The 19781-nt window shown below is 69.3% G+C and carries 23 protein-coding genes; 8 read left to right on the top strand and 15 right to left on the bottom strand.

Features of this window, described 5'->3' with window-relative positions; translation table 11 throughout:
- Positions 1-472: amidohydrolase family protein (locus NS4_RS26015; protein WP_157106245.1), on the bottom strand; the 472-nt coding region annotated here is incomplete at its 3' end.
- Positions 473-627: 155 nt separating this feature from the next.
- On the opposite strand from NS4_RS26015, the gene NS4_RS26010 reads away from it, so the two are divergent.
- Positions 628-1029 carry a PPOX class F420-dependent oxidoreductase gene (locus tag NS4_RS26010; RefSeq protein WP_063062124.1) on the top strand — a complete coding sequence of 134 codons (402 nt, stop codon included), beginning with the start codon at positions 628-630 and terminating at the stop codon, positions 1027-1029.
- A gap of 89 nt (positions 1030-1118) precedes the next feature.
- Here NS4_RS26010 and NS4_RS26005 read toward each other — a convergent pair whose 3' ends face one another.
- A complete protein-coding gene (locus tag NS4_RS26005; protein WP_063062123.1) occupies positions 1119-1838 on the bottom strand; it encodes a DUF8817 family protein in 720 nt (239 codons plus the stop codon).
- Positions 1839-1942: 104 nt separating this feature from the next.
- Between NS4_RS26005 and NS4_RS26000 the strand changes: the two genes are divergently transcribed.
- Positions 1943-2497 (top strand): PadR family transcriptional regulator, encoded by a 555-nt coding sequence (locus NS4_RS26000; RefSeq protein WP_063062122.1) that lies wholly within the window; start codon positions 1943-1945, stop codon positions 2495-2497.
- Here NS4_RS26000 and NS4_RS25995 read toward each other — a convergent pair.
- The 3 genes from NS4_RS25995 to NS4_RS25985 all read right to left on the bottom strand — a co-directional run bounded on the left by NS4_RS25995 (position 2494) and on the right by NS4_RS25985 (position 5020).
- The gene (locus tag NS4_RS25995) at positions 2494-2997 is read right to left on the bottom strand and encodes an FxsA family protein (RefSeq protein WP_063062121.1); all 504 of its coding nucleotides are present in this window, start codon (positions 2995-2997) and stop codon (positions 2494-2496) included. The two genes, NS4_RS26000 and NS4_RS25995, sit on opposite strands and share 4 nt — an antisense overlap.
- Before the next feature lie 166 nt (positions 2998-3163).
- Entirely contained in the window at positions 3164-3823 is a 660-nt protein-coding gene (locus NS4_RS25990; RefSeq protein ID WP_063062136.1) for a response regulator, read from the bottom strand.
- Between the two features lie 27 nt (positions 3824-3850).
- Positions 3851-5020, bottom strand: a complete 1170-nt coding sequence (locus NS4_RS25985; protein WP_063062120.1) for a sensor histidine kinase — start codon at positions 5018-5020, stop codon at positions 3851-3853.
- Between the two features lie 82 nt (positions 5021-5102).
- On the opposite strand from NS4_RS25985, the gene NS4_RS25980 reads away from it, so the two are divergent.
- The 3 genes from NS4_RS25980 to NS4_RS25970 all read left to right on the top strand — a co-directional run bounded on the left by NS4_RS25980 (position 5103) and on the right by NS4_RS25970 (position 8870).
- Complete coding sequence (locus tag NS4_RS25980; RefSeq protein ID WP_063062119.1) at positions 5103-5870, top strand: TSUP family transporter; 768 nt, start codon at positions 5103-5105, stop codon at positions 5868-5870.
- Positions 5871-5964: 94 nt separating this feature from the next.
- Positions 5965-7470, top strand: coding sequence for a TldD/PmbA family protein (locus NS4_RS25975; RefSeq protein ID WP_174552134.1), 1506 nt, complete (start codon positions 5965-5967; stop codon positions 7468-7470).
- On the top strand, positions 7467-8870 hold the full coding sequence (locus NS4_RS25970) for a TldD/PmbA family protein (protein ID WP_063062117.1): 1404 nt from the start codon (positions 7467-7469) through the stop codon (positions 8868-8870). Before NS4_RS25975 ends, NS4_RS25970 begins: the two co-directional genes overlap by 4 nt.
- Positions 8871-8899: 29 nt before the next feature.
- Here the strand turns inward: NS4_RS25970 and NS4_RS25965 are convergent, their stop codons facing one another.
- Positions 8900-9520, bottom strand: coding sequence for a TetR/AcrR family transcriptional regulator (locus NS4_RS25965; protein WP_063062116.1), 621 nt, complete (start codon positions 9518-9520; stop codon positions 8900-8902).
- Between the two features lie 196 nt (positions 9521-9716).
- Here NS4_RS25965 and NS4_RS25960 point away from each other — a divergent pair, with 196 nt between their 5' ends.
- On the top strand, positions 9717-10781 hold the full coding sequence (locus tag NS4_RS25960) for a PNPOx family protein (protein ID WP_157106244.1): 1065 nt from the start codon (positions 9717-9719) through the stop codon (positions 10779-10781).
- Positions 10782-10816: 35 nt separating this feature from the next.
- Here the strand turns inward: NS4_RS25960 and map are convergent, their stop codons facing one another.
- Positions 10817-11584 carry a type I methionyl aminopeptidase gene (gene map, locus NS4_RS25955; RefSeq protein ID WP_063062135.1) on the bottom strand — a complete coding sequence of 256 codons (768 nt, stop codon included), beginning with the start codon at positions 11582-11584 and terminating at the stop codon, positions 10817-10819.
- Positions 11585-11657: 73 nt separating this feature from the next.
- Between map and NS4_RS25950 the strand changes: the two genes are divergently transcribed.
- On the top strand, positions 11658-11921 hold the full coding sequence (locus tag NS4_RS25950; RefSeq protein WP_063062114.1) for a helix-turn-helix domain-containing protein: 264 nt from the start codon (positions 11658-11660) through the stop codon (positions 11919-11921).
- A gap of 246 nt (positions 11922-12167) precedes the next feature.
- On the opposite strand, the gene NS4_RS25945 is transcribed toward NS4_RS25950, so the two are convergent.
- The 7 genes from NS4_RS25945 to NS4_RS25915 form a co-directional block, all read right to left on the bottom strand.
- Positions 12168-12539 (bottom strand): Imm8 family immunity protein, encoded by a 372-nt coding sequence (locus tag NS4_RS25945; protein WP_084487718.1) that lies wholly within the window; start codon positions 12537-12539, stop codon positions 12168-12170.
- A complete protein-coding gene (locus NS4_RS25940) occupies positions 12536-13114 on the bottom strand; it encodes a hypothetical protein (RefSeq protein WP_063062112.1) in 579 nt (192 codons plus the stop codon). The genes NS4_RS25945 and NS4_RS25940 overlap by 4 nt, the downstream gene beginning before the upstream one ends.
- 171 nt (positions 13115-13285) lie before the next feature.
- Positions 13286-13654 (bottom strand): Imm8 family immunity protein, encoded by a 369-nt coding sequence (locus tag NS4_RS25935; protein WP_063062111.1) that lies wholly within the window; start codon positions 13652-13654, stop codon positions 13286-13288.
- Positions 13654-14229, bottom strand: a complete 576-nt coding sequence (locus tag NS4_RS25930) for a hypothetical protein (RefSeq protein ID WP_063062110.1) — start codon at positions 14227-14229, stop codon at positions 13654-13656. Before NS4_RS25930 ends, NS4_RS25935 begins: the two co-directional genes overlap by 1 nt.
- A 592-nt stretch (positions 14230-14821) precedes the next feature.
- Positions 14822-15064 carry a hypothetical protein gene (locus tag NS4_RS25925; protein WP_063062109.1) on the bottom strand — a complete coding sequence of 81 codons (243 nt, stop codon included), beginning with the start codon at positions 15062-15064 and terminating at the stop codon, positions 14822-14824.
- Between the two features lie 46 nt (positions 15065-15110).
- A complete protein-coding gene (locus NS4_RS25920) occupies positions 15111-16058 on the bottom strand; it encodes an endonuclease/exonuclease/phosphatase family protein (RefSeq protein WP_084487717.1) in 948 nt (315 codons plus the stop codon).
- A 92-nt stretch (positions 16059-16150) separates the two neighbouring features.
- A complete protein-coding gene (locus NS4_RS25915; RefSeq protein ID WP_063062108.1) occupies positions 16151-16978 on the bottom strand; it encodes a mycofactocin-coupled SDR family oxidoreductase in 828 nt (275 codons plus the stop codon).
- A gap of 236 nt (positions 16979-17214) precedes the next feature.
- Here NS4_RS25915 and NS4_RS25910 point away from each other — a divergent pair, with 236 nt between their 5' ends.
- Positions 17215-18474 carry a cytochrome P450 family protein gene (locus NS4_RS25910; protein ID WP_063062107.1) on the top strand — a complete coding sequence of 420 codons (1260 nt, stop codon included), beginning with the start codon at positions 17215-17217 and terminating at the stop codon, positions 18472-18474.
- Positions 18475-18564: 90 nt separating this feature from the next.
- Here NS4_RS25910 and NS4_RS25905 read toward each other — a convergent pair whose 3' ends face one another.
- A complete protein-coding gene (locus NS4_RS25905; protein ID WP_063062106.1) occupies positions 18565-19770 on the bottom strand; it encodes an MFS transporter in 1206 nt (401 codons plus the stop codon).
- Between the last annotated feature and the right edge of the window lie 11 nt (positions 19771-19781).

The following is a 19781-nucleotide window of genomic DNA, read 5'->3' as shown; positions in this document are numbered from 1 at the left end:
GCAACCCCGGCACTTCGTCCAGCAGAGCCGAGGAGGCCACCGCGGAATGCGCGTCCACCCGCGCCAGGTACACCGCCTGCCCGGGTCGGGCGGCCGCGTCCACCTCGGCGACCGTCGGCGGCCGGCCCTCCGGCCAGCGGGTCTCGTCCCAGCCGTCGGCCAGGATCGCGCCGTCGGGGTGACGGGCGGCGTATCCGGCGACCAGCTCCAAGCAGTGGTCGAGCGAGCGGGCCGCGGAGAGGTCGAGGCCCGAGAGTTGCAGGCCGAGCGCGGTGGTGTGCAGATGGGGTTCCACGAAGGCGGGCGTCACGAAAGCGCCGTCCAGCTCGATGACCTCGGCGTCCGGATGCAGGGCGCGTCCTACATGGTCGGCGCCGAGCCATACGACGACACCGTCGGTCACCGCCAGGGCGGTGGCATCGGGCGCACTCGAACTGTAGATCCGGCCTCCGACCAGCAGCTGCGTACTCACGGGAGTCCAGTCTGCCGCACCACCGCCCGGGTCGCGCGGGCCGGTCCGGGCGACCCGGGCGGCGTGGGTCCGAGACGGCGCCGGGTCACCCGGGCGCGGGGGACCGCGGGGAGCGTTGGGGCACCTGCCCGGCCGCGGCGAATTACGCTGCCTGCATGGTCAACACGCTCGGTGCGGTCGGTACCGCCGACTACGTTCTGCTCACCACCTTCCGCAAGGACGGCACCCCGGTGCCGACGCCCCTGTGGGCGGTGGCCGAGGACGACAAGCTCTACGTCTGGACCGTCACCGACAGCTGGAAGGTGAAAAGGCTGCGGCGCAACCCGGAGGTGACGTTGCAGCCGTGTGATTACAAGGGCACCCCGCGCGGTGCGGTCGTCCACGGCACCGGCCGTGTCCTGGACGCCGCAGGCAGTGCGCGGGTCCGCCGCCTGATCCGCCGCAAGTACCGGTTCACCGGCCCCCTGGTGGTTTTCGGCAGCGTTCTGCGTCGCGGGAAGTCGGGCACTGTCGGAATCGAAGTGACCCCACGGGCCGAGCCGGCCACCCCGGAATAAACGGCCGCCGTCCGGCTCCGGTCGCGGCGGGATTGCCACCGGAGCCGGAACGACCGGGCGGGGGTAGCGAACCCGCCCGGCCTGCCTGGTCAGTCGGCTTGTGGCCGCAGCCATTCCTCCAGATCGTCTGCCGCGCCGAGTTGGGCGGCGAGTTCCGCTCGTTCGGCGTCGGTCAGCCCGAGCGCTACCAGGTCCGCGCGGCGCTCGGCGGCCTTGTCCGGGTTTCCGCGCGCGATCGCCAGTTCGGCCAGCGCCGCCAAGGCGCGCGCCCGGTCCAGCACGCCGGCCTTCGCGCCGTGGCGGCGCAGCCCGGACTCGAGCGCCCGTTCGGCGGCTTTGTCGTCGTTCTTGGAATCGCGCAGGATCCGGGCGTTGTCGAGCACCCGGGCCAGGCCGGTCAGTTTCGCCGATCCCCCGTACTCGATTTCCATCGGCTCCGTCCGGGAGATATAGGTCACCCAGTTGCCGTCCGGGTCGATGAGACTGAACCTGGTCTGACCGGTACGGAACCTGGTGATCCGCCCTGACCCCTGTGCGGGAATCCGCCCGAACCGTTCCCGCAGCGCGGCGCTGAAGCGGCGGTGCCGGTCGGCGACATCGTCGACCATCATCAGGCAACCCGCCTCCCCCCTGACCACCTGTCCCACGGGAGCGGAGGTGAAGTGGAGGTCGCAGTCGTGCGCCGAGACCGCGCCGTAAACGTACGGCTTCGTCTGTTCGTGGGTGACCGTGTAACCGAGCGCCCGATAGAAGTCGAGCGTGCGGGTCAGATCGCGTGTGGGCAGCACCGGTACCGCGGTATCTCCCATGAGAACCCTCCCAATAGTCAAGTTTGACTAGCCGAGGTTAGGACGTTCGGCGATCGGAAGTCAAATTTGAGTACCGTACTGTTCCGGTGACGGAAGGAGCGACGATGGCGGCGGTACGGTTGCTGGTTCTCGGGGTGGCACGGCGGCAGCAACCGACCCACGGTTACGCGGTGCGCCGCGAATTGCTGTCCTGGCGCGCCGATACCTGGACCAATGTGCAGCCCGGCTCCATCTATCACGCCGTGAAACAGCTCACCCAGGAAGGCAAGCTCCGCACCCTGGGCACCGAGGACGGCGGCCGGGGGCCGGGCCGGACCCTTTTCGAACTCACCCCGGCCGGCGAAGCCGAATTCTTGGAGCGGATGGACGCGGCGCTGACCAGCGTGGACATGGAGGAACTCGGAGCCGGCATCGCGTTCATGGACGCCCTGCCGCGCGCCCACGTGATCGCGAAACTACGCGAACAACGCGCGGGCAGCCGCGCGATCCGCGACGACCTGCTGGCCATGGTCGGCGATTATCCGGGCCGCTACGAGCCCCCGCACGCCACCGATCTGCTCGAACTGTGGAGCGGGGTCTTCGACAATCTCACCGGCTGGACCGCCGGTGTGCTCGACCGGTTGGAACGGGGCGAGTACCGCATGGCCGACGATTCCTAGATCCGGCCCTGTTCGGCCGGCGGGAGCCGCTTTTCCAGGATATTTCTCGCCGGCCGCTCGTCGGTGTACCACTCGCTCACCACGACACCGTCCACGACATCGGCATCGATCACCGTGGGACGATACGGTGCGGCCGCGGCGATCTTCGCGACCCGGCGCGCGGCCAGGGCCGCCAGCACCGGACGGAACAGCGCGCGGGTCGGCGGAATGAGCATCAGCAGCCCCACCACCGAGGTGACCAGGCCGGGAACGAACATCAGCAGGCTGCCCGCACCCACCAGCGCGCCGTCGGCGACGGCGGCGCCCGGGGTGATCTCACCGCGCGAGGCGCGACGGAACTGTTCGCCGACCCGGCGCCACTGCGAACCGAGCAGTAGCATGCCCGCGGCGGAGCTGGCGATGAGCAACACGATGGCGGGAACGGCACCGAGCCAGGCGACGGCGGCGGCGAAGACGGCGATCTCGGCTACGAGATAGACGAGGAAACCGAGGACGGGCATGGGCGAACCTTTCGGTCGGGCTACCCGGACAACGAACGAGATGTCCGATTTGCTCCCGGAACCGTCGATCGCCCGGCTTCCGGCCCGCGGCCGGGAACTCGGCCCGGGTCCCGGATCCGGGCCGTAGCACCGGATCGGGGATCTCGGTCGCCCCGGTGCCGCTCACTCAGCCGCCCGGGCGCACCACACCGGTTTCGTAGGCGAGCACCACCGCCTGCACACGGTCCCGCAAACCCAGTTTGGTCAGTACCCGGCCGACGTGGGTCTTCACCGTGGCTTCGGAGAGGAACAGCCGGCCCGCGATCTCGGCATTGGACCGCCCGGCGGCGATCTCTTCGAGTACTTCGCGTTCCCGGGCGGTCAGCACCTCGAGGATCTCGGGGTCGCGCGAAGGCGTGGGTTCTTCGGCGATGAGCCGGTCGAGGAGGCGTTTGGTGACCTTCGGCGACACTACCGCGTCTCCGGCCGCGACACTGCGGATGGCCGAGATCAGGTCTTCGGGCGGGGTGTCCTTGAGCAGGAATCCGCTCGCGCCGGCGCGCAGCGCGCCCAGGGCGTGCTCGTCGAGATCGAAGGTCGTCATCACCAGGACGCGGGCGCCGTGATCGGCCTCGAGGATGCGCCCGGTGGCGGTAACCCCGTCCACCACCGGCATCCGGACGTCCATGAGCACCACATCGGGGGTCAGTTCCGCGGCCCGGGCCACCGCGGTGGCGCCGTTGTCGGCTTCGCCGACCACCTCGATATCGGGGTGTGCGCCGAGCACCATCTTGAGTCCTACGCGCATGAGTTCCTGGTCGTCCACAACGAGCACGGTGATCGGCACGGATTCCAATGTAGTGGCGGCCGGCGCCTATTCCCGCTCGGGTGCCGACAGCGGAATCCGCGCATACACCCGCCAGGCGCCGTCGGTCCGGCGCCCGGCCTCCAGAGTGCCGCCGAGCACCGCCATCCGTTCGCGCATCCCGGCCAGCCCCAGGCCACTGCCCTCGATCCGATCCTCGGGCCGCACCGGGACCCCGCCGGAGTCGACGACCTCCACCTCGATGTGGTCGGCGTGCCGCCGCACCCGCACCCACGCCTTCGGATGGGCGCCGGCGTGGCGGAGGGTGTTGGTCAGCGCTTCCTGCACGATGCGGTGCATACCCAGGCTGATCTCGGGGGCGACGCCGTCCAGTTCCCCGGCCAGTTCCAGTTCGACCGCCAGGCCCGCGTCCCGCATCAGCTGCACCACCGCCGCGAGCCCCGCCGTCCCGTGCTGGGGGACTTCGTCGGGGGCGTGTTCGGTGCGCAGCAGTGCGACGGTGCGGCGGAGTTCGCGCAGCGCCTCGCGTCCGGTTGCGGCAATGGTGACCAGCGCCTGTTCGGTGGTGTCGGGATCGGTGCGCAGGGCGAAGCGGGCGCCGTCGGCCTGGACGATCATCACGCTCACCGCGTGCGCGACCACATCGTGCAGTTCCCGGGCGATGCGGGTGCGTTCGGCCGAGACCGCGTCGTGCGCGCGGCGTTCCCGGTCGGAGTCGGCGACGGCAAGCCGGGCCGCCACTTCCGCGTCGTAGGCGCGGCGGGCGGCGGTGAACTCGCCGAGCGCCCAGCACAGGGCGAAGAACACCGAGACGAAGGCCAGGTCTCCGGCCCGGAAACCGCTCAGCAGCGCCATCCCGTAGGCGGTATCGGCGACCAGTGCCAGCACATACCAGAGACCGGCACGCCGGCCGACATAGGCCACCAGCGTGTACAGCATGACTCCGTGGCCGATCAGCGCGGCGTGCCCGGTGGGGTCACCGACGAGGTAGCCGACCGTACTGGCGCAGATCGACAGTCCCATGAAGGTCGCCGCCATGGCCCGCGGATAGATCCGGCGCAGCACGATCGGAAGCGGGATCAGCACCGAGAACACTACGAAGGCGGCGAGGTGGGTGCTGTCGCGGGCCATGGCGAGGTCGAACACCAGCAGCGCCGCCGCGAGCGCGGAATCCGCGACGACGGGATTGTCTCGAAGCCACAGAATGAACCGGCGCACCCGCCCAGCCTAGGAGGACGGTCCCGGGTGGGACGCGCCAGCGGGTGACCTCGACCTGCGGACCGTCTGGTTTGCTGAGCGGGTGGATGTAACCGACTGGCTGATGTTGTTGCCGGCCGCGGCCGCCGCCGGCTGGGTGGACGCCGTGGTGGGTGGTGGCGGTCTGATCGTGCTGCCGACCCTGCTGCTGGTGGCGCCAGGCCTCGCCCCCCAGACCGCGCTGGGCACCAACAAGCTGGCGGCGGTGGCGGGCACCGCCACGGCGGCGGCCACTTTCGCCCGGAAGGTTCCGCTCCAGTGGCGGCTGCTGATACCCGCCGCCGTGCTGGCGGCGATCACCGCGGCGGCGGGCGCGGCGGCGGTGGCGCTCATCGATCGCGACCTGTTCATCCCGATCGTGCTGGTGGTACTGATCGGGGTGGCGATCTTTGTCACGGCCCGCCCCTCGATCGGGATCACCCTGGCCACCCATCCCCCGTCGCGACGCAAGGTAGTGCTGGTGGTGGCACTGGCGGCGGGTCTGATCGGCGCCTACGACGGGCTGCTCGGACCCGGCACCGGGACATTCCTGATCATCACGTTCGCCACCCTGCTCGGTACCGAGTTCGTGCGGGCGGCGGCGATGGCGAAAGTGATCAACTGCGGCTCGAATATCGGGGCGCTGATCTATTTCGGTGCCACCGGGCATGTGCTGTGGGCACTGGGCGCGGCGATGGCGCTGGCCAATATCGCGGGCGCGGTACTGGGTTCGCGCATGGCGCTGGACCGCGGCGCGGAATTCGTGCGCGCGGTGCTGCTGGTAGTTGTGGTGGCCATGGTGATCCGGCTGGGCTGGCAGCAGTTCGGCTGAACGCACCACCCGCGATCCGGTGCGGCAGACTAAGTTGTGCAGGGTGACGGCGACATCCTCCACCGAATCGGGCGGCCTACCGTCCGGGCACGATATCGATCCGGAGTTCGCGGATCTACCGCTCGCGGCGCTGGCGGAGTCGGCGCTGACCACGGCCCGCGCGGCCGGGGCCGAGCACGCCGATCTGCGGGTGCACCGATTGTGTACCCAGACACTGCGGTTACGCGACGGCCGGGTGGAGGCACTCACCGATACCGTCGAACTCGGCTTCGCGGTCCGTGTCATCGTCGACGGCACCTGGGGTTTCGCCTCGCACGCGGCACTGACCCGGGAGACCGCGGCCGAGGTCGCGCGGTCCGCGGTGACCGTGGCGACCACTCTGCGCGACCTGAACCGGGAACGCGTCGAACTCGCCGACGAACCCCGCTACGACAACGCCCGCTGGATCTCCGACTACGGCATCGATCCGTTCACCGTGGCCTCGGCCGACAAAGTGGCGCTGCTCCAGGATTATTCGGGCCGGCTGACCGCCGCCGACGGCGTCGACCACGTCACCGCGTCACTGCTTCAGGTCAAAGAGCAGACCTACTACGCGGACACCGCCGGTTCCTCGATCACCCAGCAGCGGGTGCGCCTGCACCCGCAACTGGAGGCGATCACCGTCGATACCGCCTCCGGCGCGTTCGAGACCATGCGCACCCTGGCGCCCCCGGTCGGCCGCGGCTGGGAGTACGTCACCGGCGCCGACGGGGTCTGGGACTGGGAGACCGAACTGGCCCGGATCCCGGAGTGGCTGGCCGAGAAGGTGAAGGCGCCGACCGTCACCCCGGGCCCTACCGATCTGGTGATCGACCCCACCAACCTGTGGCTCACCATCCACGAATCCATCGGGCACGCCACCGAATACGACCGAGCGATCGGCTACGAATCGGCCTACGCCGGCACCTCGTTCGCGACCCCGGATCTGCTGGGCACGCTGCGCTACGGCACTCCGGTCATGCATGTCACCGCCGACCGGATCCAGCCGCACGGGCTGGCCACCGTCGGCTACGACGACGAGGGAGTGGCCGGTCAGCGCTGGGATCTGGTGCGTGACGGGGTACTGGTGGGCTACCAGCTCGACCGGGTGTTCGCGCCGCGACTGGGCCTGGACCGCTCCAACGGCTGCTCCTACGCCGATTCCCCCCACCATGTACCGATCCAGCGGATGGCGAATGTCTCGCTGCAGCCCGATCCCGACACCGATACCAGTACCGCGGAATTGATCTCGCGGGTCGACAACGGCATCTATATCGTCGGCGACAAGAGCTGGTCGATCGATATGCAGCGCTACAACTTCCAGTTCACCGGGCAGCGTTTCTTCCGCATCCGCAACGGTGAGCCGGCCGGCCAATTGCGCGATGTCGCCTATCAGGCGACCACCACGGATTTCTGGGGTTCGATGGAGGCGGTCGGCGGACCGTCGACCTGGCAGCTGGGCGGTGCGTTCAACTGCGGTAAGGCCCAGCCCGGCCAGGTCGCGGCGGTCAGTCACGGCTGCCCGTCGGTGCTGGTACGCGGGGTGAACGTCCTCAACACCCGGACGGAGGCGCGACGATGACGGTGATCGGTGTGGGAGCCCTGCCCGCGGGGGCGGTCGTCGAGCGGGCCCTCGGCGCGAGCCGGGCCGACGAGGCGATCGTGATCGTCAGCGACGAGTACGAGGCCTCGCTGCGCTGGGCCGGCAATTCCATGACCACCAACGGCGCCTCCGTCTCACGGCGCTGGTCGGTTATTTCGGTGTTCCGGGACGGGCCGCGCTCGGCACGTGTCGGCAGCGTGGCCTCGACCAGCGTCGACCCCGCCGATATCGAGGCCGTGGTGCGGGCCAGCGAGGAGGCTGCCCGATCCGCCGAACCGGCCCGCGACGCCATGCCACTGCTGGACGCGGACGCGGTGCCGGCGGCACCGGATTGGGAGCAGACTCCGGCGACCACCGGGATCGATGTGTTCACCGGGCTCGCCGCCGATCTCGCCACCGGTTTCGACGGCGGCGACCGGCTCTACGGTTTCGCGCACCATCAGGTGCAGACCACCTGGCTCGGCACCTCCACCGGTGTCCGGCGCCGCTACACCCAGCCCACCGGGTCTATCGAGATCAACGGTAAGCGCGGCGACGGGGCGGAGCCGGCCAGTGCCTGGGTGGGCGCGGGCACCACCGATTTCACCGATGTGGACACCCCCGGCCTGCTGGCCGAACTGTCCCGGCGGCTGGACTGGTCGGCGCGGCGGGTGGAGCTGCCCGCCGGACGGTACGAAACCCTGCTGCCGCCGTCGGCGGTGGCGGATCTGCTCATCTACATGTACTGGTCCATGGAGGGCCGGGGCGCCCAGGAGGGACATACGGCGTTCGCCGCCGCGGGCGGTACCCGGGTCGGCGAGAAGCTCACCGATATCCCGCTGACGCTCTCCTCCGATCCCGCGGCGCCTGGATTGCAGTGCCTGCCGTTCGTGGCCACATCGGCCTCGTCGGAGACGGTATCGGTGTTCGACAACGGGCTGTCCGCGCCGCGGGTGGACTGGTTGCGCGACGGCGCGATCGCCGATCTGGTGTATCCGCGCGCCACCGCCGCCGACTACGACGCCTCCCCTACCGTCCCGGTACAGAATTTGCTGCTCACCGGCGGTTCCGCCGCGACACTGGACGAGATGATCGCGCGCACCGAACGTGGTCTGCTGCTCACCACCCTCTGGTACATCCGCGAGGTCGATCCGGCCACCCTGCTGCTCACCGGTCTCACTCGCGACGGTGTGTATCTGGTGGAAAACGGAGTGGTCACCGCGGCGGTGAACAATTTCCGGTTCAACGAGAGCCCGCTCGACCTGCTGCGCCGCGCCACCGAGGCCGGGGCCACCGAACTCACGCTGCCGCGGGAATGGAAGGACTGGTTCACCCGCACCGCCATGCCACCGCTGCGGATCCCGGACTTCCACATGTCGTCGGTGAGCCGGGCGACCTGAGCCCGGACAACGAGTGTGTTGTCGAGCGGTTACGGGTCTCCACGTAGGTACCGGGTCACCATGTCCGCCAGCTCGTTCTCCACCGTCTCGGTCGCCGTCGCACGTGGGTCGGCCATGAGTTTGTGCGTGTTGACTTCCACCGTGAGTGTGATCAGCTCGGCAGCGGTGTCTATGTCCGGCACCTGGACATCGGGATGCGCGGCGAGGAGTTCGCGTACCTGGCCGATGCGGACCTTTCCGTGCCGGTCGATGGTGTCGAGTAGGTCCTGCGACACGGGCGCTTTCTCGATCATGATCCGCAGCAGACGCGGGTCGTCGCGATGATTGTCGATGGCATCGTGGACCAGCGCCCCGACCGCCCCCCGCAGACTTCCAGGGGACAGGTCGAGCTGGTCGGCCTGTTTCCATCTACCGCGGTCGATGTGCTGGATCAGCAATTCGGTGAGGATGGCGTCCTTGTTGGGAAAATACTGATACAGCGAGCCGATGGAGATGCGGGCGTGTTCGGCGATGCGGTTGGTGGTGCCGGCGGCGTAGCCGTGCTCGGCGAAAACGTGAGCAGCGGCGGTCACGATGCGTTCGCGGGTGAGTTCTGCGCGCACCTGGCGAGGCTTGCGGCGCGGGTCGAGACGACGACCGGACGACGGCATCCGGATCCTCCTCCTGGGCGCGAAAAGCGAGTAGCCAAGAAGCTGAACAATTTCTCACAATAGTGTAGTGACCTGCGGAAACAAGTCCTCTTCCGCTACGGAAGAGGTGCGCAGCGACAGTTCGGTGCGGTCTCTTCACCGACTGACGACCGTGGAGGAAGTCGACAGGCTTGTCGGCCGGCCGGCCAAGGTGGTCATGCTCAAGCAGCTCGCTCTTCTCGATCAAGGCTGCCGGGATGTGCTCGTGCACTGCCCGATCGCGGCCTTCGGTTACCGGGCCGCGGATGGCATCAGCCGGACCACCTTCATCGGCGGTACGCCGGGATTCGTGCGGGTACGGTCGGATACGCGGTTCACGTTCTCCCTGAACGAGTCCGCTGCTCCACAGGGCCCGGCTTCGTTCTTCTTCCTGATGCCCGGTATCGGCGAGGTTCTGCGCGTCAACGGCTCGGTGGTGGCGCGGAAGGGCGCGCACGCCACTGTCGAGATCGATCAGGTCTACGTGCACTGCGCGCAGGCCGTCCTGCGGGCCCGCCTGTGGCAGCCGCCGGTCCCGACGGCGGCGACGGCGGTCGAAGTAGAGGGCCGCGGCCCACTCTCCCGGCCCGTCGTCGCGCAGTTTCTGGCCGCGTCACCTTTTCTCGCATTGTCCACGTGGGATCGTTGCGGTGGCAGCGATACGAGCCCACGCGGGGACCGGCAGGCAGTGGCACGGATGCTGAACGGCCACACACTGGCCATCCCGGATCGCCGAGGTAACAAACGCGCCGACGCGCTCCACAATCTGGTGCAGGACGACCGGCTCTCGTTCGCCGCGCTCGTCCCGGGACGCAGTGGCGTGCTGCACGGGCGTGGCCGTGGCTCGATCACCGACGATCACACACTGCTGGAGACGGTGGCGTTGCGCGGGGTCGTCCCGCACGCGGCCCTTCTCATCGACGTCGAGGATGCCGAAGTCGTCGACAACGACGCCGTGGTGCGCTCGCGCCTGTGGACCTCGGATGCGCTCGTCGACCGTCGTGCGGTACCGGACCTGATGGCCCTGGTAGGTAAGCAGGTGGCCACGACCACAGACGGCCGCCGGCCCGGACCCCTGCTGAAGGCCATCGACAAGCTCCCGGGGGCGGGGCGGATGTGGCGTCTGGGCATGAACCATGTCTACCGCGTGGGACTGCGAAAAGAAGGCTACGAGGACATCGAGAAGCGAACAGAGGGCCGGCGCTTCCTCCGGCGCCGCCGGAGACATCGAACTTCCTCGTAGGACGCAGTCGATCGCCGCGCCGGGCCGCTGCTCGGTCATGCCGCTGTGGTCAACACCCGGGGCCCGTCGGCGGTGATCGCGACGGTGTGCTCGGAGTGGGCGGTGCGGGAGCCGTCGGCCGAGCGGATGGTCCAGCCGTCGGGATCGGTGACGATCCGGTCGGTGGTCGCGGCAAACCACGGTTCCAGAGCGAGGGTGAGCCCGGGCCGCAGCCGGAAGCCGCGGCCCGGGCGTCCGGCGTTGGAGACGTGTGGGTCCTCGTGCATGGTCCGCCCGAGCCCGTGGCCGCCGAATTCGGTGTTCACGGGGTAGCCGTACGCAGCCGCGACGGCGGAGATCGCCGCGGAGATGTCACCGATGCGGTTGCCGGGCTGCGCGGCCTCGATCGCCGCGGCCAGCGCCTCCTCGGTGGCCCGTACCAGACGCAGATCCGCGGCGACGGGGGTGCCGACGATGACGGTGGTGGCGGCGTCGGCGACCCAGCCGTCGATGCTCAGCGCCAGATCCGCCGTCAGCACATCACCGTCGCGCAGCGCGTAGTCGAAGGGCAGCCCGTGCAGGACGGCGTCGTTGACCGACAGGCAGACCGTATTACGGAACGGACCGCGTCCGAACGAGGGCGCGTAGTCCCAGTAACACGACACCGCGCCCCGCTGCCGGATCCGTTCGCGCACGATCATCTCCAGATCGAGCAGGTTCACACCCACCGCGGCGACCGCTCGCAGTTCCGCCAGGATTTCGGCCACGAACGCCCCCGCGACACGCATCCGCTCGATCTCCTCGGGCGATTTCAGCTCCACCATCACAACCTCCGACATCAATGGTATTTATATACCGTCATTGCGGTACATTAATACCACTCTTTACAGTGGAGGCATGGTCCGCCTGCCCCTCACCGCCTCCCAGATCGACGCCGGCCGCCGCCTCGGAATCCGGTTGCGCACCGCCCGCGACGGGCGCGACCTCGCCGAGGTCGCCCGCGCGGCCGGTATCTCCCCGGAGACTCTGCGCAAGATCGAAACCGGCCGCCTCCCCTCACCCGGCTTCGGCACGGTCGTCTCCCTGAGCCGCGTTCTCGAACTGCCCCTCGAGGAGCTGGCCGAGATCTGGACCGCGGACAATTTCGCCGAATCCGCCTGAGCCGATCGGAAGGGCCGGGCTACCCGTTTCCCCGCAGCTCTTCCGACACGGCCCGATATGCCCCGATATCGGCCTGCGCACGGGTATGACGGCGCAAATTCCAACCCCTCCGACATCGTCGAGAGCGATCGACGAGAGATTGCGCCGCCCTGGATCATGCCTACGAGAGGCCCGTAGCAGCGGGTGACCGGCCTTCGGAACGAGCCGGACAGCGGTCGCGGGCGAGCACCCACCGATCGCCGGAACCTACGCGCCGGCGTCGCCGCGGGCGGGTCGATAGTCAGCGAATTCCCAGCGTGCGATCCGGCCGATCGCACGGGCCAGCGCATCCCAGGTGGGACGGTCGAGATCGCGCAGGAAACCTTCGATCCAGCGGCCGACCTCGGCGGTATCGATACGGTCGAGCACCAGCGCGTGGTCGGCCGGCCGGAACCCGGGACCGAGCGTGTCTTCCCCGCTGCCACGCGAAGTCCGAACTACGAGATCGAACGATTCCTCCCCCGCTTCACCCACCGGGCCGATCATCAACTGCACCAGTGCCTCGTCGGCCGCGCACACTGCATCCGGATCCGCGAGATCGACATCCGGACTGTGCATTCCCTTCAGTTCCGCTCTCATGACCGCTCCTCGATCTCCAGATGCGCGTTGCTCTCCCAGTGCCGGCGGGTGTCCGACCGCGACTCGTAATTGGCCTGCACACCTCGCTCGATCGATTTCCGCTGGGGCGGGCGGTACTGCCGCAGTCCGTCCGCGCTGACCCAGCCCTGCGTACCGCCGTAGGGAAACGGCCTGGCCTCGAGCCCCACCCAGGCCAGTCCAGCGGCATCCGCCTCGGCCCGACCGGCCCGGCCGACACCGAAATTCCCGCTATCGGCTCCCGCGTCGCGCACAATTTCGGCCACCCGCCGCCGATCCGGCCGAGCCGGTGTCGTGTGCTCATTGTCCGCCCGCGGTGTCGCGGCGCCGTGTCCGGCCGCGGCCTCCGCACCGGCCCGGCCTTCGGTGCCGACCGGCCCGCCCCGGGGGATCCGCTCCGCTCCCGCGGCATCCTCGGCCACCAGCCTCCCCGGGCCGACCCCGGTACCCGTTCGGATCAGACCGTCGAGTTCGATTCGGACCTTCTGGACATAGGTCTGGACATAGACAGACAGGCGGTTCGCGAACGCGACATACTCGTACGGGACCCGCGACACCGGCAGCCTCTCACACATCCGAAACGCTGGTCAGCCTACGTTGTGGTGGCAAATCGCAATCATCGGCCGCCGCTATCGACAGAAGCCGAGCGCCTCCAGAGCGAGTTCGCCCGGAACAGTAGGTCACCGGCCGCCGGAACGGGCCGGCCCTGGAAGCGCGCCCGCCGGGACCTACACGCCGGTGTCGCGGGCACGCCGATAACCCGCGAACTCCCACCGTGCGACCCGGCCGATCGCCCGGGCCAGCGCATCCCAAGCCGGACGTTCCAGATCACTCAGGAAATCCTCGACGTAGCGGCGGACCTCTGCCGCCTCGATACGGTCGAGCACGAGTGCATGGTCGGCCGGCCGGAACCCGCGCCTGCCCGCATCCGCCTCGCCCTCACTCGACTTCCGGATGACGAGATCGAACGCCTCCTCCCCCGCTCCGCCCGCCGGGCCGATCATCAACTGCACCAGCACCGCACCGGCCGCGCTCACAGCATCCGGATCCGCGAGATCGACATCCGGACTGTGCATTCCCTTCAGTTCCGCTCTCATCACCGCTCCTCGATCTCCAGATGCGCGTTGCTCTCCCAGTGCCGGCCGGTCTCCGACCGCGACTCGTAATTGGCCTCCACACCCCGCCCGGACGGTTTCTGCTGGGGTGGGCGATACTGCCGCAACCCGTCTGCGCTGACCCAGCGATGGGTGCCGTTGTAGGGAAACGGCCTGGCCTCGAGCCCCACCCAGACCAGTCCGGCGGCATCCGCCTCGGCCCGACCGGCCCGGCCGACACCGAAATTCCCGCTATCGGCTCCCGCCGCGCGCACGATCTCGGCCACCCGCCGCCGATCCGGCCGAGCCGGGGTCGTCTTCTCCGCGTCCGCCCGCGACTGGGCCTCGCCGGGCCCGGCCGCGGTTTCCGAACCGGCCCGCCCCTCGACGCCCGCCTGCCCATGCCCGGGGATCCGCTCCGCTGCCACGGCATCCTCGGTCACCAGCCTCCCCGGGCCGACCCCGGTACCCAGCCCGATCAGACCGTCGACCTCGACGCGGATCTTCTGGACATAGGTCTGCACGTAGCCGGACAGACGGCTCGCAAACGCGATGTACTCGTGCGGGACCCGCGACACCGGCAACCTCTCCGAAATCCGAAACACCGGTGAGTCTATTTTACGGCGTCAAATCGATGCCCACCGGCTATCGATATCGGTCGGATCCCGCGACCCATGCCGCCCGGACGAACACGCCGGCGCGGCACCGAAGGGCACCGCCGGCGCGCCGGCGAACTGCAGTCCCCAGCGTCGCCGGCCACATGCTGATCACGAGAACGCCGGTCCTAAAGGGGTGGCCGCGTGGGCCGGCAGGCCGGGTGCGACCACGGCGGCCGCCCGGCCGTCGCCGCGGTGTCGGGGCGATGGCTTCGGCGGCGCGGCGATATGAACAGCAGGCAGTACAGCAGCGCGAACAGTCCTGGGTGGATGCCGGACCAGTCGCCGGCGGGCACCCGCGCCCGGGGCGCGCGGTGAAGGGCCGGGTGGCAGAGAGCCCGTCGCAAAGGGCCGGGAACACGGTCTGTATGCCATGCCGGAGCGGGCTGCGGGAACAGACCTACGCCGAAGCGGGGACCTCGGCCGTACCCGAGGCGAACCTTCTCCGCCGGTGCCTCATCGCCCGGTGACTATCCGGCGAGAGAACAACCGATTCACCCGCGACCGCGCCCGCTCAGTGAGGGCGTTTGGAGGTGGTGGATTTGCTGGGCTTCTTCTTGCTGTTGTTCTTGCCGTCGCTGTCGGGCTCCCATTCGTAGCCGGGAGTACCTTTCTCGCAATAGGAATCGGCGACCTTGGTATCGGTGGCGTCGAATTCGCACCAGCGGTCGCTGCTGCAGGCGACCGCACCGAGGCCGGCCGCGAGAGCGATCACCACAGTGCCGGTGACAGTGCGCAGACGGGTGCCGGAATACATGTTCTCTCCTGATATTTCGGGGGAAGGGCGACCGCGCGGTGGCGGATCAGGGGGCGAGCCGGAGGCGCGCCACGACGGCGCGGTGGTCCGAACCCGCGAGGGTGAATGTACTGATGTGCTCGGTGGTGCCGCCGGATACCAGAATATGATCGATACCGATCAGCGGGCCCCAGGTGCGGTCGGCCGGATAGGTGAGCAGCCTACCCGCACCGGCCTGTTCGGCGGCGGCGGCGAAATCGCCGCTCACCAGGCGGCGGAAGGCCGCGTGGTCACTGGTCGCGTTGAAGTCGGCGCCGACCACCGCCGGTCCCCTCGATTCACGCAGTATGGTGTCGACGGCGCTCATCTCCTTCGCCCAGACGTCGGCGTCCGCTGTCGGCGGAAGTGGGTGGAAGGCGTGGATCGCGACAGATCCCAGAGCGGGGTGGGTGAGCGTCGCGGACAGGTTGCCGAGAACGAACTCCTGGTGCCGCACCGGCTGCGAGAGCGGGAACCGGCTGTAGATACCGGTGCCGCCGCCCCCGGGCCCTGGATCCAGATAGTTGTACGGGAGCAGAGCACCGAGACCGGCCGCAGTCAGGGCGTCAACCGCCTCGGGGGTGAGTTCGTCCACGGTGAGCACGTCGACTCCGCGCTCGCGGACCGCGGTCACGAGTGCGGTCGTGTCCGCCCCGCCGAACAGCAGATTCGATTGCAGCACGGTCAGCTCGGCGCCGGTCGCGGCGCGGCTGTCCGCAACGAAGAGCGGTAGCTGGGTCCACAGCACACCGGCGAGCACGATCACCGCCGCCACCGCGCTACGCCATCCGCGGGCGGCCAGGAACAGCAGCAGGGCGGCCACGGCGCCCAGCATCAGATACGTCGCTCCCGCCGCCAGCAGGATCAGTTCCCGCCGCTGCCAGCCGCCGAGATGGAGGGCCAGGCCGAGGGTCCCGGCCAGCAGCGCACACCACCCCGCGCCGAGCAGCACCCGGCGGACAACTCCGTGTGTCATACCCGCAAACCTATCGGGCGCGCTCGAGAAAACCTTGCGAAGTTCTTGCGGGGCCGTGGAACCGCAGCGGGCCGCCTACTGCCGGTCGCCGGTCAGAGCGCCCCACCGGCATCGATCCGCTGGGTGGTCCCGGTGATGTAGCGACCGTCGTCGGACACCAGATGCAGCACCGTGGCGGTAATGTCTTCCGGTTCCAGGGCGACCACCGGAAGCCGGTTCAGGGTGCGGGCCGCCTCTTCGAAGTCGGCGCGGTCCGGGTTCGGCAGATCCGGCCGGAACAGGCGGTAGGTGGCGTCGTTGAGGATCATGGGGGTAGCGACCGTGGTGGGGTGCACAGTGTTCACCCGGATATCGTGTGGGGCCAGTTCTTTGGCGAGCACCTTCATCAGCATCACCAGCCCGGCCTTGGATGCCGCATAGTGCGCGGTGTTCTCGTTGGCGTGGTACGCGGCCAGCGAACTGGTGATCACCACCGAGCCTCCGCGGCCGCCCGCGATGATGTGCGGCACGGCGGCCTTGAGCGATTTCCACACCCCGGTGAGGTTGATGTCGATCATGTCCTGCCAGACATCCTCGCTCATCTCCAGGGTCGGGGCCGGACTGGAGATTCCGGCGTTGGCGACGACGATATCGAGCCGGCCGAATTCCGCCATCCCCGCGTCGACCGCCGCGGTCAGGGCGGCGAGATCACGGACGTCGGCGTCCCGGGCGACGATACGGCGACCGGTGGCCTCCACCAGGCGGGCCGTCTCGGCGAGGTCGGCCGCATCGGCCAGCGGGTACGGAACACTGGCGACCTCGGCCGTGGTGTCGACGGCGATGATATCGGCGCCCTCCTGCGCGAAACGTACTGCGTGAGAGCGGCCCTGGCCGCGCCCGGCGCCGGTGACGAATGCGATCCTGCCGTCCAATTTGCCCATGAGTCACTCCGTATCGCGCGCCATATCTTTACTCTCGCCGCAAATCGACGATATGTCACCGACTGCCGAAAGTCGATGATCACTGTGCCCAGCTACGGCAACCCGGGCGCAATCTATCCGGCGGCGATCGACCTATCATCTTGGTGCCCGCAGCGTCGCGGACCGGCCGAAACACATTCCGGGCCAACGCCTCTCGATCGCCATGCCGTTGGCTGCCGATATGCTTGGAGCACGCCATGATCACGCAGCCAGACCCCGTGCCATCGCCCCTGGGACCCGGCCGAGGCGACGAACAGCGATTCCCGCTGTATTCCGCCGAATTCACCGCCGACCCGCACCGCGCCTACCAGGAGATGCGCACACGCCACGGTTCCCTGGTCCCGGTGGAGCTGGCACCCGGCGTCCCCGCCACCTTGGTGATCGGATACCGCGCCGCGCTACGGATTCTCAACGACCCGGACCGTTTTCCCGCCGACCCCCGCCACTGGGAGGAAACCGTCCCCGCCGACTGCCCGGTACTGCCGGTACTGCAGTACCGGCCGAACGCACCGCGCAGTGCCGGCGCCGAGCACACGCGCTACCGGGGCGCTGTCACCGCGGCGCTGGCGGGGGTGGACCTGCACCGTCTGCGCGCTACCGTCGAACGCTTCGCGGCGCCCCTGATCAATACGTTCTGCGAGTCGGGCTCGGCCGATCTGGTCGCCCAGTACGCGTTCCCACTGACCTTCGAGGTCATCAACGCGATGCTCGGCTGCCCACCCGAGATCAGCGACCGCGCCGCCGCCGCGACCGCCGCCATCTTCGACGGCGTCGACTCGGAGAAGGGCAACCTGATGTTCGGCGAGGCGGTGCAGGAACTGGTGGACGCCAAACGCGCCGCGCCGGGCGACGATGTCACCACCCGGCTCCTGCGCCACCCCGCGGCGCTCGACCCGACAGAGATGACCCATCAGGTGATCTCCCTCTACGGCGTCGGTATGGGGCCGATGCAGAGCCTGATCATCAACACCTTGTGCCTGATCCTCACCGACGACAGGTTCGCCGACGAAATGCTCGGCGGCGCGCTGTCGACCCGGGACGCGCTCGACGATGTGCTGTTCGACGACCCGCCGCTGCCCAATGCCAGCGTCACCTATCCGCGCCGGCCCGTCCTGGTCGACGGCGTCTGGCTGCCGGCCCATCGGCCGGTGGTGATCAGCCTCGCCGGGTGCAACAAAGATCCGGAGATCGGGACCGGTGATCACACCGGCAACCGGTCGCATCTGGCCTGGGGTGCCGGTCCGCACGCCTGCCCGGCCCAGCCGACCGCGTACTTGATCGCGCAGGAGGCCATCGATCAGCTGCTCGACGCGCTGCCCGAGCTACGGCTCGCGGTGCCGGTGACGGAACTGGTCTGGCGGCCGGGCCCGCTGCACCGCACCCTCGCCCGGCTACCGGTCGCCTTTCCGCCCACACCACCGCTGCCGGCGGACCGAGGCGCGGTCCCGCGCGGGTGACCCGGATCGAGCGTCCATCACCAGCGGCGACCATCCTCGCGTCGGCGATACACCCGCCTCCGCAACTGCTGCCCCGGTCGAGCGCGCGGGCTATCGCGCGACCAGGTCGGGTGCGTGGCGACCGGGAACCGGGACGAATCGCGGAATGTACCGGAACATCACCGTCGCACCGGTCACCGAGACCACGCCCAGGGCCGCCACCGCCACGCCGAGCGCTACCACGGTGGCCGCGGCCCCCGCGGCCAACGGCCCGAGAAACATGCCGAAATCGTGGGTGAGCCGCCACGCCGCCAGAAATTCCGCGCGGGTGGCGGCCGGCGCCACATCGGCGCCCAGAGTCATGATCACGCCGTTACCGAAACCGTTGCCGATCCCCATGATCACGGCCACCGCGCCGATGGTCCACACATCATGGGCCAGCGGCAGCAGGAAATAGGACAGCGCGATGATCAGCAGCGACGGCACCGCGATGAACCGGCGGCCGTAGCGGTCCATCAGCTGCCCGGCCGGATACGAACACAGCAGGTCGAACGCGGCGCCGATACCGAACACCAGCGACGCCGACGCGGCGTCCAGGCCGATATGGTCGGCCCACAGCGGAAGCGCCGCCTCCCGGGAGGCGCGGGCCGCGCCCATGAGCAGCGATCCGGCGCCCAGCGTCGCCAGCAGCCGCCGGTGCCGGCGCAGGATCGTCCCCAGCGGGACCCCACCGGCCGGTGCGTCGTGGGCGCGCGGCGGATCGGGCACCCGCGACATCAGATAACCGGAGACGATCACACCGGCCAGCTGTACGGCGAACCCGCCGCGGATGCCCACCCCGAGGATCACCAGTGCGCCCGCGAACGGGCCGATCAGAAAGCCCAGCCGCCACATCAGCGCGAAGGTCGCCATGGCCCGGGCCCGCATCTCGACCGGGACCACCTCTGCGAGATAGCTCTGCCGGGCCAGCCCCCATACCGCGTTGGACACCCCGGTGAGCAGGGCGCCGACCGCCAGCACCGCGGGTGTCCAGGCCAGCAGCGACAGCAGCACCCCGGTGGTGCCGATCAGCGATCCGGCGATGATCGAGCGCCGCTCGCCGAACCGGGCGACGACCCGGCCTGCCGGGAGATCGCCCAGTACCGCGCCGAGCCCGACGAGGGCCACGATCACCCCGGCCACGCCCACCGAGGCGCCGAGATCCCGAGCGGTCAGGGCGATCACGGGGGAACCGGCGCCCTGGCCGATACCGAACACCGCGGACGGGAGGAAGACGGTGGGCAGCAGCGGGCGCAGCGTTGTCCAGGTGGATGTCATCCGTTCGGCTC

Origin of the sequence: Nocardia sienata NBRC 100364 (genome assembly GCF_001613205.1) — a bacterium.
Lineage (GTDB): Bacteria > Actinomycetota > Actinomycetes > Mycobacteriales > Mycobacteriaceae > Nocardia > Nocardia sienata.
The sequence above is the reverse complement of the archived record's forward strand: the minus strand, read 5'-3'. Positions and strand labels throughout refer to the sequence as shown.

Excerpts from the sequence above, each read along its gene's own strand:
- NS4_RS25915 (WP_063062108.1), bottom strand. The coding sequence starts at position 16,978 with ATGGGCAAATTGGACGGCAGGATCGCATTCGTCACCGGCGCCGGGCGC.
- NS4_RS25960 (WP_157106244.1), top strand. The coding sequence starts at position 9,717 with ATGCTCAAGCAGCTCGCTCTTCTCGATCAAGGCTGCCGGGATGTGCTC.
- NS4_RS26005 (WP_063062123.1), bottom strand. The coding sequence starts at position 1,838 with ATGGGAGATACCGCGGTACCGGTGCTGCCCACACGCGATCTGACCCGC.
- NS4_RS25925 (WP_063062109.1), bottom strand. The coding sequence starts at position 15,064 with ATGTATTCCGGCACCCGTCTGCGCACTGTCACCGGCACTGTGGTGATC.
- NS4_RS25935 (WP_063062111.1), bottom strand. The coding sequence starts at position 13,654 with ATGAGAGCGGAACTGAAGGGAATGCACAGTCCGGATGTCGATCTCGCG.
- NS4_RS25920 (WP_084487717.1), bottom strand. The coding sequence starts at position 16,058 with ATGACACACGGAGTTGTCCGCCGGGTGCTGCTCGGCGCGGGGTGGTGT.
- map (WP_063062135.1), bottom strand. The coding sequence starts at position 11,584 with ATGGTGGAGCTGAAATCGCCCGAGGAGATCGAGCGGATGCGTGTCGCG.
- NS4_RS25950 (WP_063062114.1), top strand. The coding sequence starts at position 11,658 with ATGGTCCGCCTGCCCCTCACCGCCTCCCAGATCGACGCCGGCCGCCGC.
- NS4_RS25905 (WP_063062106.1), bottom strand. The coding sequence starts at position 19,770 with ATGACATCCACCTGGACAACGCTGCGCCCGCTGCTGCCCACCGTCTTC.
- NS4_RS25995 (WP_063062121.1), bottom strand. The coding sequence starts at position 2,997 with ATGCCCGTCCTCGGTTTCCTCGTCTATCTCGTAGCCGAGATCGCCGTC.
- NS4_RS25965 (WP_063062116.1), bottom strand. The coding sequence starts at position 9,520 with ATGCCGTCGTCCGGTCGTCGTCTCGACCCGCGCCGCAAGCCTCGCCAG.
- NS4_RS25945 (WP_084487718.1), bottom strand. The coding sequence starts at position 12,539 with ATGAGAGCGGAACTGAAGGGAATGCACAGTCCGGATGTCGATCTCGCG.
- NS4_RS25970 (WP_063062117.1), top strand. The coding sequence starts at position 7,467 with ATGACGGTGATCGGTGTGGGAGCCCTGCCCGCGGGGGCGGTCGTCGAG.
- NS4_RS26000 (WP_063062122.1), top strand. The coding sequence starts at position 1,943 with ATGGCGGCGGTACGGTTGCTGGTTCTCGGGGTGGCACGGCGGCAGCAA.
- NS4_RS25910 (WP_063062107.1), top strand. The coding sequence starts at position 17,215 with ATGATCACGCAGCCAGACCCCGTGCCATCGCCCCTGGGACCCGGCCGA.
- NS4_RS26010 (WP_063062124.1), top strand. The coding sequence starts at position 628 with ATGGTCAACACGCTCGGTGCGGTCGGTACCGCCGACTACGTTCTGCTC.